This is a genomic window from Mycobacterium sp. VKM Ac-1816D (assembly GCF_000416385.1).
GTDB lineage: Bacteria > Actinomycetota > Actinomycetes > Mycobacteriales > Mycobacteriaceae > Mycobacterium > Mycobacterium neoaurum_A.
This window is the reverse complement of sequence record NZ_AOHQ01000120.1, coordinates 1-14,329: the sequence shown is the minus strand read 5'-3', so window position 1 is coordinate 14,329 and position 14,329 is coordinate 1. Positions and strand designations below refer to the sequence as shown.

At 68.1% G+C, this 14,329-nt stretch carries 9 protein-coding genes; 5 read left to right on the top strand and 4 right to left on the bottom strand.

Translation table 11 applies throughout. The features are described 5' to 3' along the window. Positions 1–10: 10 nt before the first annotated feature. The 3 genes from G154_RS06500 to G154_RS06490 all read right to left on the bottom strand — a co-directional run bounded on the left by G154_RS06500 (position 11) and on the right by G154_RS06490 (position 3,631). Positions 11–1,840 carry a dynamin family protein gene (locus G154_RS06500; RefSeq protein WP_019512852.1) on the bottom strand — a complete coding sequence of 610 codons (1,830 nt, stop codon included), beginning with the start codon at positions 1,838–1,840 and terminating at the stop codon, positions 11–13. A gap of 89 nt (positions 1,841–1,929) precedes the next feature. After that, positions 1,930–2,901, bottom strand: coding sequence for an IniB N-terminal domain-containing protein (locus G154_RS06495; protein ID WP_019512853.1), 972 nt, complete (start codon positions 2,899–2,901; stop codon positions 1,930–1,932). Between the two features lie 247 nt (positions 2,902–3,148). Continuing rightward, complete coding sequence (locus G154_RS06490) at positions 3,149–3,631, bottom strand: IniB N-terminal domain-containing protein (protein WP_019512854.1); 483 nt, start codon at positions 3,629–3,631, stop codon at positions 3,149–3,151. A gap of 220 nt (positions 3,632–3,851) precedes the next feature. Between G154_RS06490 and G154_RS06485 the strand changes: the two genes are divergently transcribed. From G154_RS06485 to G154_RS06475, 3 genes are all read left to right on the top strand, one after another. Next, positions 3,852–5,639, top strand: coding sequence for an Hsp70 family protein (locus tag G154_RS06485; RefSeq protein WP_019512855.1), 1,788 nt, complete (start codon positions 3,852–3,854; stop codon positions 5,637–5,639). A 7-nt stretch (positions 5,640–5,646) separates the two neighbouring features. Continuing rightward, the gene (iniR, locus tag G154_RS06480) at positions 5,647–8,118 is read left to right on the top strand and encodes an isoniazid response ATPase/transcriptional regulator IniR (protein ID WP_019512856.1); all 2,472 of its coding nucleotides are present in this window, start codon (positions 5,647–5,649) and stop codon (positions 8,116–8,118) included. A gap of 214 nt (positions 8,119–8,332) precedes the next feature. After that, on the top strand, positions 8,333–11,350 hold the full coding sequence (locus tag G154_RS06475; protein WP_187697589.1) for a (Fe-S)-binding protein: 3,018 nt from the start codon (positions 8,333–8,335) through the stop codon (positions 11,348–11,350). 79 nt (positions 11,351–11,429) lie between these two features. Here G154_RS06475 and G154_RS06470 read toward each other — a convergent pair whose 3' ends face one another. After that, a complete protein-coding gene (locus tag G154_RS06470; RefSeq protein ID WP_234713158.1) occupies positions 11,430–11,837 on the bottom strand; it encodes a hypothetical protein in 408 nt (135 codons plus the stop codon). Between the two features lie 109 nt (positions 11,838–11,946). Here G154_RS06470 and G154_RS06465 point away from each other — a divergent pair, with 109 nt between their 5' ends. After that, on the top strand, positions 11,947–13,245 hold the full coding sequence (locus tag G154_RS06465; RefSeq protein WP_023985212.1) for a pyridoxal phosphate-dependent aminotransferase: 1,299 nt from the start codon (positions 11,947–11,949) through the stop codon (positions 13,243–13,245). A 26-nt stretch (positions 13,246–13,271) separates the two neighbouring features. Then, the coding region (locus tag G154_RS06460) for a YibE/F family protein (RefSeq protein WP_036479170.1) at positions 13,272–14,329 on the top strand (1,058 nt) is incomplete at its 3' end.

Here is a 14,329-nt window from a genome sequence, read left to right as displayed (position 1 = left end):
AGCTTAGTGACTACCCGCCCACCAGCTTGTCGGTGTTCTCGATCACCTGACGCAGGATGTCGAGCTGACGGCGCAGTTCCTTGATCCTGGTGTCGCGCTCGGCCTCCTCGAGTTTGGCCGAGGACAGCGCGGCCTGCAGCGACTCGTTGAGTGACCGACTGGTCTGGTCGGCGATGCTGCGGTAGTGATCGCGCAGCTGACGCTGGATGGCGCGCAAACGGTCCCGGGACTCCTTGTTCACCACGAAGGAGACGTCGTCGACGAAGCGGCGCACATTGGTCTTGGCTTCGTTGCGCACCCGCAGCATCCGGTTTTCCATGTCCTCCTTGTAGGCCTTGCGCCCCAACAGGAATCCCGCCCCCAGTGACAACGGGTTGAACATGCCGAGCCCGGCGAACGAGGTCAGCATGCCGAACATGAGGATGCCGCCGTAGGAGCCGCGCATACCGGTGACCACCTTGTGGCCCGCCTTGATCGGTTTGGCCTCCAGCCGGGCAAGCGATTTGAACTCACCGAACCCGGCGCCCATATCGCGGGCACTGACCTGGGGTAGTTCGACGGCGTCCAGGCCGGCCTCCATGAAGAGCCTGGCCACCTCGGCGGCCAGGGCGTCGGCGCGCTGGTAGGCCCAGACGAAGTTGTCACCGACGGCCGTGGCCACGGCATCCTCCAACTCGGCACCGACCTCGGCCCAGTGCAGGGTCGGGTCACAGCCGTCGATCACCTTCTCGGTGTGAGCGGTGATGTGGCGGAATCGGTTTCGCAGGTCGTGGTCGATATCTGCGGTCAGGTCGGCGATACCGTCGTTGAGCCGCTGCTGCCACAGCGCGGTCTGCTGGAGCGCGTTCTGGGCTTCCTGCTTGCGACGTTCCAGCTCGGCGGTGAGCTTCTCACGGGTGGCCGGGTCGTCCAGCGCGGCCAGCTCGGTATCGATGGATAGTCGCAGATGCTCTGCGGCGGCGCGTATTTCGGTGACGACATGGTCGCGGATCCGGTCGGTCTCGCGTGACATCACCTTCTCGGAAAGGAATGAGATGATGGCCGGGAAGTTCGACTCGGCGTTGAGCTCCTTGTCGTTGAGGCTGATGGCATGTCCGCGCAGCACCGAACTGGCCGGGATCACCGGGATCTGGACACCGGCGCGGCCCAGGTGCGCGGTGTCGACGCCGACGATATCGCGCCAGTACGGGTACAGATCGGTCTTGGTGGCGATGACGGCGGCCACCGGGCAGATCTCGACAGCCTGCCGGATGAACGTCAGTTCCGGTTCGGTGAACTCCTGGCTGGTATCGCTGACCATCAACAGCGCGTCGGCATCGGGCAACAGGCCCAGCGTGGCCGAAAGGTGCGGCTGCCCATGCCCGCCCACGCCGGGGGTGTCGATGAAGGTGAGGCCGTTCTTGAGCATCGGCGCGGGTGCGCCCACCTCCGCGCGCACTACCTCCCGGCCCAGCGCGACCGGCAGCCGGCGCAGGTCCTTCTTGAGGTCGGCCATCTCGATGGGCGCGTACTCCAGCCCACCCGGTCCGGCCAGGACCAGGCGAGCCGACGGTTCCTCGGCATAGGAGACGACGGTCGCCACGACCGTGCTCTCATCGTCGCCGACGCGGGCGACCGGCAGGTTGAGCAGCGAGTTCAGCAGCTGACTCTTGCCTTGTTTGAGCTGTCCGGCGATGACCACCCGGATGTGCGGATCGGCGATCTTGTTCTTGGCGACCCGTAGCCGTTCCACCAGATCGGTGCGCTCGTAGAGCTCGGCGATTCTGGTGGTGTGGTCGATGAGCTCGACGATGACCTTCGTCTTGCGAGGATCTGAGCTCGTCGGCGCGTTCGTCGTCATCGGGGTTCCTCTCCTGGGCGTCCACGGTAAACGTGCGAACTGGCGGGGACCAGGAGCGGTCCCCGCCAGTTCTCGGTGGAGGGATCTTCTTAGAACAGTCCGGCGTCGATATTGGTCTCGACGTGGGTGTCCATGTTGGTGTGGATGCCGACCGAGTTGTCGACCGAGTTGTCGACGGCGGTGTGCTCGGAGTGGTCGACCAGGGTGTGGTCGGCGCTGTTGTCGATCTCACCGGAGTTGTCGACGATGGTGATGCCACCGCCGTGACCACCGTCGCCACCGGCGGCGCTGCCGCCGCCGAGGAGGCCGCCGCCGGCCACCGCGCCGCCGCCGTGGCCGCCGCTGGTGTCGACATCGTTGAGCACCGGGCTCTTGTTGCCGGAGATGATGTCGTCGCCGGCGATCTGCGAGTTGTCATGCACCTCGTTCTCGCTGCCCACGATGACCGGCGAGTGGTTGCCGGTCTTGACGTCGACCTCGGAATTGTCGGTGACGTTCTCGTCGCCGACGACGTTGTGGTGACCGGTGACGTTGTCGTCGCCGACCACGATGTCCTTGCCGGTGACATTCTCGTCGCCGACCACGTTGCCGTTGCCGGTGGTGACGGTGCCCGCGTTGTTGCCGTCGACGACGACGCCGCCGTCGGTGGCGGTGTTGGCGGTCTTGTTGCCGAAGGTGATGTCACCGAAGCCCAGGTTGAAGCCGCCGACCTGAGAGTTGGCCCCGGAGCTCTGGTCCGGGCTGAGGAACTCGGCGTTGGTCCGGTTGTGGCTGGCGATGTCGGTCTCCGGTGCGAAGGTGCGCTGCGGGGCGTACATCGGGGCGAACGAGTTGGCCAGGCTGTGGTGGTCGGCAACCGCGCGCTGCAGGCCGAGGATGGGGTCCCCGCCGCCGAGGGCGACACCGGCCGGTGCGGCCGTGGCGGCGACAGCGTGCAGCTGGGCCGCGGTGACGTTGGGCAGACCGGCGTCGCGCAACGCCTGCTCCGGGTCGGCGATGAAGGCGCCTGCCACATCGGGGCTGCGGAACAGGTCGAGGATGTAGTCGATGATGGTGGTCATTTCGGTGCCTTTCTCGATCTTGGCTCAGGAGTCTTTGTTCCTGTCGCTGGATGGTCCGGCGAACTGAAGACAACGTTATGGATCCGCCGACCCCGCTGAAACGGGGCTGATTCCCCTCCCGCCCGAACCCCGTACAGGGGTTTAGGGGCCACCCCCATTAGGGGATTAGGGGATGCCGCCGGGGCGGATATCGGCACGCGAAAAAGCCCGCCCACAGTGGCTGTGGGCGGGCTCGTCCGGAGATCGATCAGTCGAAGGTGTGGAAGTCGTGGTGCTCGGGGTCGACGGGCTGCTCGGGCAGCGACCAATCGGCCACGACGGGTTCGAACACCGGGTCGGCGACCGGCTCGTCGACGATCACCGGACTTGCCGGGAGGTCCTGACCGGTGAACACGTCGTCGAGGGTGCCACCGACATCGTGGATCTCCGGCGCGGTGTCCACCACCGCAGGAATATCGAGATGGTGCAGGTCATCGACCGTTGTCGGGACCGCGTCATCGATACCGAAGGCGTCGAACGCCGCGGTGGCCGCGCCCGTGGCCCAGACGTTGGCATCGGCGGCGGGAGCCACGGTCTCGCTGACCACCGGAATAAGCTGGTTCACATCGGCGATGGTGATGTCGGTCAGCCCGGCATCGGCGATCGCCTGGGTAGGGTCGGCGGCATAGCTTGCCGCGACATCGGGGTCACGCACCACCGCCATCACGAAGTCGAGCAGCGAGTTACTCATCAATCCCCGTCCCTGAAGTCCGTTACATCTGGTGCTCGTGCACCGATGTTATCCACGACGGCGGCTCCCGAGATCGGTGTTGAACCCACTCGCCGGCATCGGCCGTTAGGGGATCACCCATTAGGGGTTTCGACACGTTAGGGGGATTACCGCGTCGACGGTATCCCAGCCGATAAGGTGTGGCAGGACTGATGAGCAAAGACGAGGGAGGGGCCGCTCCATGAGCGACTCGCTGGGGTTGTCCGTCGGGGCGACCAATTTGGTGGCGGCCCGCGCAGGTCGTGCGCCGGTCACCCGACGGTCCGTGCTGACCGTGTTCACCGACCGGGCCCCCGAGGTGGGCGTCCCGAGCGAGAACCCGAACCTGAGCGGCCAGGGCCTGGTGCTCGGCGGGTTCGTCGACCGGGTCGGCGACCCGGTGCCGCTGGTGGCTTCCGACGGCTCCTCACACCGTGGCGAGCAGGTGCTCGCGGAAGCACTCGACGCGATGGCCCACACCGTCGGCGGGGGCAATCCGATCACCATCGCGGTCCCGGCCCACTGGTCGGGCAACGTGGTGGCCGCCCTGCAGGGTGCACTGCGCAGCAAACCGGGTCTGGCCAATGCCGCCCTGGTGCCGGATTCCATTGCCGCACTTGCCGGTCTGCGCACCGCCGGTAACCTGCCGTCCTCCGGCGTGGTCGCGCTCGTCGATCTCGGTGGCAGCGGCACCAGTGTGACGCTCGCCGATGCGGGCGCCCAGCTCGCCCCGATCGGCGCGACGCTGCGCTACCCGGAATTCTCCGGTGACCAGATCGACCAGGCGCTGCTCAACCACGTCATCACCGGAATCGCCGATGCCGGTGCGGCCGACCCGGCCGGAACGGCGGCCGTCGGATCATTGGGCCGGCTGCGCGACGAATGCCGCCGCGCCAAGGAACGGCTGTCCGCCGAAACGGCGACCGCGATCCCGGCCGAACTCCCCGGATTCAGCTCCGAGGTCCGGGTCACCCGATCCGAGCTCGAGCAACTGATCGAAGAGCCGCTGAACGGCCTGCTGGGCGCCATCGACGAGCTGTTGCAGCACAACAATATTGGACCGGGCGACATCTCGGCGGTCGCGACCGTCGGCGGCGGTGCGGCCATTCCGCTTGTCACGCAGCGTCTTTCCGAACGCTTGCAGGCGCCGGTGAGCACCGCGCCGCTGGCGGCTGCCGGTGTGGCCGCGGGTGCGGCGCTGGTGGCCGACCTGGCGTCGGAGGCCGGCGCCGCGACCGGGCTGGCTCCGGTGGCCTCCCCGGATGCGGCACCGACCGGCATGGCGCCGACGATGGGCTGGGCCGGCGCAACACCCCCCGCCGAGGAGGGACCGTCGGGTGGGTTGGCCTGGTCCCAGGACGAGGACGCCCCCACCGGCGAGCCCGTGCCGTATCAGGGGCCGGACTATCAAACCGGTTACACCCCAAGCCCTACCGATGCCCGCCCGCAGCTCGAATTCGCCACCGGCGAGGACGACTATCCCGCCGAACCGGCGCCACTGCCCTGGTACAAGCGGCCACCACTGCTGTTCGGCGCCGCGGCCGCAGCGGCGCTGCTGGCCGTCGGCGGGTTGGCGGTCACGCTGACCGGCAACAGTGGACCCAGCGGCCCCGTCACCGAAACCGCGACAAGCTTCTCGACCGAGCCGGTGCAGACCACCCAGACGGTCACCGTCACCGGTGAGAACGGCGTTGTCACCACCTCGGAGATCCCGCCGCCACCGCCGCCCCCGTCCAGCAGCAGCACCACGACGACGCCGTCCACCACCTCGTCGACGACCACCACGACCACCACCACGACGACGACAACGACGACCACCACGACGACCACGACGACGCCGCCCACGACGACGACTCCGCCGGTGACCACCACCCAGCCTCCGGTGACCACCACGCAGCCGGTCGTCACCACCACGGCGGCCCCTGCCCCCGAACCGGCGCCAGAACCGGCGCCCGAGCCGGTGGATCCCGTCATAGACGGCGCCGCCTAGTCCGACCGTGATCCCGGCGCTGCTGCAGGCACCGGCCGATCCGGTCCGGGTGCTGGTCACCGGCGGGATCGGGACCGGTAAGACGACGTTGCTCGGCACGGTGCGCACCGCGCTGCGCAGCGCCGGGGTTCCCGTGCTGAGCCGGGTCCCGCAGGCCGGGGAAGTCGTTTCCGCGGCGCTGGTCATCGATGATGCGCACCTTCTCGACGACGACCAGTTGGCCGTGTTGACCGAGCTCGCGGCCGACACCGACCGCACCGTCGTAGTGGCCTGCGAACCCTCGGTGCACCGGGATGCCCTGCGCGCCTTGACCATTGCCCTCACCAGAGAGGGACCCGCTGTCCCGCTTGGCCCGTGGACGGGGGCCGAGATCCATCGCGCCGCGGCCGAGAAGAGCGGTGGCTCCCCCGACGCCGAGTTCGTCGCGGCGGTGCAGACCGCGACGGCCGGCCTGCCGTTCCTGGTGCACGCCGCGGTGTCCGCACCGCAGCGCCCGCCGGCCGATTCGGCCCGCTTCGCCCTGGTGGAGCGGCTACGCCAGATACCGCAACCGGTCCTGGACACCGTGTTGCTGTGCTCGCTGGTGTCCGGCCTGGGAGCCGACGATATCGCCGCGGCGCTGGGCCTGGACATCGACCCGGCCCGGCAGCTCGTCGGCGAGGCGCATGCCGGCGGGCTGCTCGCCGCAGGCCGGCATCGGGGTTTTGTCAGGACCGTGCACCGTGCGGCCGCCGAGGTCGTCGGAGCCGCCCGCCATCACGACCTCGAACTGTCACTGCTGCGCACCCAGATCCAGATGTCCACGCTGACAGTCGATCTGGCTCTCGCAATGGCCGAGCACGGGCTGCGGGATCCGCAACTGGCCGCGGCGCTGGCGGACCTGGCCGTCGACAACCGCGACCAACCGGCGCAGGCGGCACGGTTGTACCGCGCGGCCGCCGACGCCGGCTCGACCGAGCTCAGTGCCGAACTCGCCGACGCACTCGCCCTCAGCGGGGACTGCGCGGCCGCGGCGCGGCTGGCCGACGAGCTGCTCTCCGCGACCGATCCGGTCCAGCGCGCCGCCGCGGTCCGGGTCGCGGCCAGCGTCGCCATCCACGATGGTGGTGCGGCACAGGCCGGCGACGTGTTCGCCTGGCTGGGCCCCTACCCCGACGCCGTCATCGCATCCGCCGCCGCAGTGGTCGCGATCGGTACCGGCGACGCCGCGGCGGCCCGCGCCGCCCTGGCGATGCCGGACGCCGGACCGCCGACGTCGACCGCGCGGGCATCGCGCCGGCTGGCCGAAGGTCTGCTCGAGTCGCTGACGGCGCCGTTCCCGACCGCGATCGCGACGTTGAGCCAGGCGGTCACGGCCGACCACCCGATATCGGTCGTCATCCCCGACAGCCCGTCCGCTCTGGTCACCCTCGCCGCGCTGCACGGTGGCGACGCGGTCCGTGCCCGCAGCATCATCGGCAGGGCGACCCGCGGACACCCCGAACCCTTCACCGCCCACCGGCACCGGCTGCTGTGGGGATGGTCGCGGATGCTCGACGGCCGGTTGGCCGGGGCCAACGCCGAGGTCGCCGCGACCGACGGCGCGACGTTGCATCGCCGCGATGCGCTGTGGGCGGCGGCATTGCGCACCGCGATCGCGCGCCGCAACGGTGACAGCGGCGGGGTGCAGAAGCATTGGTATGCGGCCATGGAGGTGCTCTCGGAGTACTCGCTGGACCTCTACTCTCTGCTGCCGCTCGGGGAGCTGTGGGTGGCGGCGGCCCGGTTACGCCTGGTCGACCAGGTGCAGCACCACATCGACACCGCCTTCGACCTGCTGAACCGGCTCGGCAAACCGGTCCTGTGGTCGGTGCCGTTGCACTGGGCGGGCGTGCACGCCGGCATCCTGTCCAACTCCCCCGACGCCGTGGCACCGCACGGGCACGCGCTGACGACGGCGGCGCCGCACAGCAGCTTCGCCCGCGCGCTCGCGGCGGCGGGCCGCACCTGGCTTCGGGTGTTGGCCAATCAGGTCGATGTCGACGAGGTCACCGCGGCCGCCAACGGCCTGGCGCAGTTCGGACTCACCTGGGATGCGACCCGACTGGCCAGCCAGGCGGCGCTGCAGACACCGGATCCGCGCATCTCGGGCGTGATGCTGCAACTGGCCCGCGATCTCAAGATCACCATGGCGGACCCGGACGGATCCGACGGTGATCTTGCCCACAGACCTGACGGCCCGGTTCCGGGCACCGATCCGACCACGCCACCCACTTCCGCGCCGGCCCGGCCGACAGCGCCGTCGACGCTGTCCGACCGCGAGCGCGAGGTGGCCGAACTCCTTCTCCTCGGAATGCCCTACCGCGATATCGGCAGCCAGTTGTTCATCTCCGCCAAGACCGTCGAGCATCACGTCGCCCGCATCCGTCGCCGGCTGGGCGCGGAGTCCCGTTCGGAGATGCTGTCGATGCTGCGTGCGCTGCTCGGAACGACCGCCTGAGCGGTCTCCCGAGCCACCGAGCAGGGTAGCCAACCGACTAGTTAGGACAGCCTTGCTAGCGGCGCCAACTTTGGTGATGTAACTATGAGCAGGCAACTAGCCTAAGTTACCCGTGAGTAACCGCGCTCAAGTTACCGGCTAGTAACCGAAAACCACTGGGAGGCACGCCGTGCAGCACACTCTCGAAATCAGCAGATTGATCCTCGGCCTGCTGATGACCGCCGTCGTGTTGGTGTTTGCTGCAAAGCGCGTCCTGTGGCTCACCAAGCTGATCAGCTCGGGCCAGAAGCTCGGCGACGAACGCGGCCGCAAGGACGATCTCGTCCGCCGATTCCTGAACCAGAACAAGGAAGTCTTCGCCCAGTCGAAGCTCCTCAAGTGGTCCATCCCCGGCATCGCGCACTTCTTCACCATGTGGGGCTTCTTCGTCCTGGCCACGGTGTACCTGGAGGCCTACGGCGTCCTGTTCGACCCCGAGTTCCACATTCCCTTCGTCGGCCGCTGGGCCGTGCTGGGCTTCCTGCAGGATTTCTTCGCCCTCATGGTGTTCCTGGGCATCGTCACCTTCGCGATCATCCGCATCGCCCGCGAACCCAAGAAGATCGGTCGCGAATCTCGGTTCTACGGCTCGCACACCGGTGGCGCCTGGGAGATCTTGTTCATGATCTTCCTGGTCATCGCGACCTACGCGCTGTTCCGCGGTGCCGCGGTGAACGTGCTCGACGAACGCTTCCCCTACCAGAACGGCGCGTTCCTCTCCGACGGAGTCGCCTGGCTGCTGGCCCCGCTCGGACCGACCGCGAACATGTGGATCGAGACCATCGCGCTGATGGGTCACATCGGCGTGATGCTGGTGTTCCTGCTGATCGTGCTGCATTCCAAGCACCTGCACATCGGCCTGGCGCCCATCAACGTCACCTTCAAGCGGCTGCCCGACGGCCTCGGCCCGCTGCTGCCGATGGAGCACAAGGGCGAGAAGATCGACTTCGACGATCCCGCCGACGACGCGGTGTTCGGCCGCGGCAAGATCGAGGACTTCACCTGGAAGGGCTACCTCGACTTCACCACCTGTACCGAGTGCGGACGTTGCCAGTCGCAATGCCCGGCCTGGAACACCGGTAAGCCGTTGTCGCCCAAGCTCGTCATCATGAACCTGCGCGACCACATGTTCGCCAAGGCGCCCTACCTGATCGAGGGCAAGCCCATGCCCGAGGAGGGCTCGGTCGACTTCGCCGAGCTCGGCGACAGCCTGCACGGACACGGTGTGCCCGAGGACGGCTTCGCACGCATCGAAGGTTCCGGCCCCGAGCAGGCGCTGCGCCCGCTGGTCGGCACCGCCGAACAGGGCGGCGTCATCGATCCCGACGTGCTGTGGTCCTGCACCAACTGCGGCGCCTGCGTGGAGCAGTGCCCGGTGGACATCGAGCACATCGACCACATCGTCGACATGCGCCGCTACCAGGTGATGGTCGAATCCGAGTTCCCCGGTGAGCTCGGTGTGCTGTTCAAGAACCTGGAGAACAAGGGCAACCCCTGGGGCCAGAACGCCAAGGACCGCACCAACTGGATCGACGAGGTCGACTTCGACGTCCCGGTCTACGGCCAGGACGTGGAGTCCTTCGACGGGTTCGAGTACCTGTTCTGGGTCGGCTGCGCCGGCGCCTACGAGGACCGCGCCAAGAAGACCACCAAGGCCGTCGCCGAACTGCTGGCCACCGCGGGTGTGAAGTTCCTGGTGCTCGGCACCGGTGAGACCTGCACCGGCGACTCGGCCCGCCGCGCGGGTAACGAGTTCCTGTTCCAGCAGCTGGCCGCGCAGAACGTCGAGACCATCAACGAGCTGTTCGAGGGTGTCGAGACCGCCAAGCGCAAGGTCGTGGTGACCTGCCCGCACTGCTACAACACGATCAACCGCGAGTACCCGCAGCTCGGGTCCGACTACCAGGTCGTGCACCACACGCAGCTGCTCAACCGCCTGGTCCGCGAGAAGCGGCTCATCCCGATCAACCCCGTCGGCCAGGACGTCACCTACCACGACCCCTGCTTCCTCGGGCGCCACAACAAGGAGTACGAGGCACCGCGTGAGCTGGTCGGTGCGGCCGGCGCGAAGCTCACCGAGATGCCCCGGCACGCCGACCGCGGCCTGTGCTGTGGTGCCGGTGGCGCCCGGATGTGGATGGAAGAGCACATCGGCAAGCGCGTCAACCAGGAGCGCACCGAGGAGGCCCTGGACACCGGCGCCTCGGCCATCGCGACCGGCTGCCCGTTCTGCCGCGTCATGATCACCGACGGTGTCGACGAGGTGGCCACGGCGACCGACCGGCAGAAGGCAGAGGTGCTCGACGTGGCACAGCTGCTGCTGGCCTCGCTGGAGACCAGCCTCTACACGCTGCCCGAGAAGGGCACCGCGGCCAAGTGGTCGGCCGAGCTCGCCGAGAAGCGGGCCGAAGCCGAGGCCGCCGCCGCACCTGCGGTCGAAGAGGCCGCCGAAGAGGAAGCGGTCGCCGAGGAGACGGCCACTCCCGCGAAGGCCGCGGCTCCGGCCGCCGCCGCACCCGTCAAGGGCCTGGGCATCGCCGGTGCCGCAAAGCGTCCCGGCGCCAAGAAGGCCGCACCGGCAGCATCGGCACCCGCGGCCGCACCGGCCGCCGAGACGGCCGCTCCGGTCAAGGGTCTGGGCATCGCCGGTGGCGCCAAGCGTCCGGGCGCGAAGAAGGCCGCACCCGCGGCAGCGGCACCCGCCGCGACCCCGGCGGAGACGGCACCGGCCGAGCCTGCGAAGCCCGAACCCGAGGTCAAGGGATTGGGGATCGCCTCCGGCGCCCGCCGTCCGGGGGCCAAGAAGGCCCCAGCGGCACCCGCGGCAGCGGCACCCGCCGCGACCCCGGCGGAGACGACCACCTCGCAGGACACCGCCGGTGCGGATACGGGGATCGAGGAGTCCAAGCCCGAGCCGCCCGTCGTCGGATTGGGTATCGCCGCAGGCGCTCGTCGTCCCGGGGCGAAGAAGGCCGCCGCGCCCAAGCCCGCCGCCGCCGCACCTGCGGCGCCCGAGGCTCCGGAAGCCGCTGTGGTTCCTGAAACCGCTGCGGCCTCTGAACCGGCCGAGCCCGAGCCCGCACCGGCGCCGACCTCCAACGGTTCCGGTGGGGACGCCCGCGTCGTGGGTGACGAGCCCCCGGTGAAGGGTCTGGGCATCGCCAAGGGAGCCCGTCGGCCCGGTAAGCGCTGACCCCGCACCTACTGCCGAGCGGCCAGTTGTGACACGCTTTCAGCGCAAAGCCGTGTCATAACTGGCCGTTCGGCGTTGGCTAGAGCGCCTTCAATTGGAATGGTGTGGCGCTGATGATGCCGCCCGGGCATTCGCCGTTCGAATCGGCCGACAGCACGCCCCCGAGCGTCACCGGATCGACGGTCATATGGACTATTGCCGGGGCATAACTTCCATCCGGGCAGATGAATCCATCCGGTTTGGTGACCGAGAAATTCCAGATGCCGCCGACCAATGTCATGGGTGTCGACCAGCCCTGGTTGCTCGATACCGTCCCGGTACATCCGGAAGGGTCGCACGTGCTGGCCACCACCCAGACGTTGTCCGGGTCGCCCTCCGCCCCCGAATAGGAGCCATTGAGTAATGGCGGTGCGGCCTGGGCGGGCGCAGCCAGGGCCAGGGCTGCTGCCGCAGCAATTCCCATTGCCGCGGTCAGCGAGCGTGTCATCGACGTCATAATGGATCGGAAAATAGCACCGTAATGGCGAAAAACGGCGTCGAGCGGCCATGAATTTACCGTCGTGACAGTCAAACCGTTATGCGGCACGAAAATCCGGTTGTCAACGCGTGGGACACTATTTCTCGTGAGTACCCATCAGCTTCCCGACCGAACGTGGCATCAGAGCCCGCAGCCGCGTCCGCGGACGTTCGCCCAGTCGACCAAGCTGCAGGACGTCCTGTACGAGATCCGCGGGCCGGTACACGAGCAGGCCTCCCGGTTGGAGTCCGAGGGCCACCGCATCCTCAAGCTCAACATCGGCAACCCCGCCCCGTTCGGGTTCGAGGCCCCCGATGTGATCATGCGCGACATCATCGCCGCCCTGCCCACCGCGCAGGGCTATTCGGATTCCAAGGGCATCATCCCGGCCCGCCGCGCGGTGTTCACCCGCTACGAACTGGTCGACGGTTTTCCCAAGTTCGACGTCGACGACGTATTCCTGGGCAATGGTGTCTCCGAGCTCATCACGATGACGTTGCAGGCGTTGCTCGACAACGGTGACCAGGTGCTCATCCCGGCACCGGATTACCCGCTGTGGACCGCCTCGACCGCGCTGGCCGGCGGCACCCCGGTGCACTACCTGTGCGACGAGACCCAGGGCTGGAATCCCGATATCGCCGACCTGGAATCCAAGATCACCGAGCGGACCAAGGCGCTGGTGGTGATCAACCCGAACAACCCGACCGGCGCGGTGTACAGCCGCGAAATCCTGGAGCAGATGGTCGAACTCGCGCGCAAGCATCAGCTGCTGCTATTGGCCGACGAGATCTACGACAAGATCCTCTACGACGATGCCAAGCACATCAGCCTGGCGACCCTGGCTCCGGATCTGTTGTGCCTCACCTTCAATGGGCTCTCCAAGGCCTACCGAGTGGCCGGCTACCGGTCGGGCTGGCTGGTCATCACCGGCCCCAAGGAACACGCGAGCAGCTTCATCGAGGGCATCAACCTGTTGGCCAATATGCGGCTGTGCCCCAATGTGCCTGCCCAGCACGCCATTCAGGTTGCCCTGGGCGGCCATCAGAGCATCGACGATCTGGTGCTGCCCGGCGGCCGGCTGCTCGAGCAGCGCGATGTCGCGGTGGAGAAGCTGAATGCGATTCCTGGAGTGTCCTGTGTGAAGCCCCAGGGTGCGCTGTACGCGTTCCCGCGGCTGGACCCCGAGGTCTACGACATCCACGATGACGAGCAACTGGTGCTCGACCTGCTGTTACAGGAGAAGATCCTGGTCACCCAGGGCACCGGATTTAACTGGCCCACACCGGATCATCTGCGCATCGTGACGCTGCCATGGGCGCGCGACCTGGCCAACGCCATCGACCGGCTCGGCAACTTCCTGGTCAGCTACCGGCAGTAGCAGGCACACCGCCTACGCTGTTGCGGGTGGCCCATTCCCATTCACACTCGCATTCGCTGAGCGGCCCCTCGCCGTTGGGCCCGCTGGCCGCACGGGTCGTGGTCGGTCTGCTGATCGCGATCGGCGTCGCCACCCTGATCGGGGTGGGCTGGCTGTGGCCCAGTCAGCAGAAACTGGACATCCCGCTGCCGTTCCAGAATTCCGCGGGCGGTGGTGTCAGCACCGAGGCGGGCCGGGTGGTGTCGGTCTCGGAGGCAGCCTGCGGTGGGCCCACGGTCGGTGCGGTCATCACCTCCGCGCCCCCGCCCAGCACCGGTGACACGTATTGCACCCAGTCGTTCATCAGGATTGGCTCGGGCCCCAACGAGGGCGCCTACACACTGCTGGAGTTCAGCGGCGGACCCGGACAACCGCAGCTCGTCGTCGGCGACGATATCCGCGTCACCCGCGCCGTCGACCCGACCGGCACCACCATCTACTCGTTCTACGACTACGAGCGCAGTTGGACGCTCACCGCGCTGGCGGCGGCCTTCGCGATCGTCGTCGTGGCCGTCGCCGGCTGGCGGGGTCTGCGCGCCCTGATCGGTATCGCCGTCGCCTTCGCGGTGCTGGTGCTGTTCATGCTGCCCGCCCTGCGCGACGGGGCGAATGCCATTCCGGTGGCGCTGGTGGCGTCGTCCCTGATCCTCTACGCCGTGCTCTACCTGGCGCACGGGGTGAGTCTGCGCACCAGCGCCGCGCTACTGGGCACGCTGACATCGTTGCTGTTGGCGACGGCGCTGTCCTGGGGGGCCATCGAACTCACCCACCTCACCGGGCTGTCGGAGGAGGAGAACAACGCGGTCGCGACGTTCCTCGGTGGGGTGTCGATCACCGGCCTGCTGCTGGCCGGTTTCATCATCGGTTCCCTCGGCGTCCTCAACGACGTCACCGTCACGCAGGCCTCGACGGCCTTCGAACTGGCGCAACACAGCGATTCGCGGCGGGCGGTGTTCTTCGGCGCCATGCGGGTCGGCCGCGACCACATCGCCAGCACGGTCTACACGCTGGTGCTCGCCTACGCGGGCAGCGCGCTCCCGCTGCT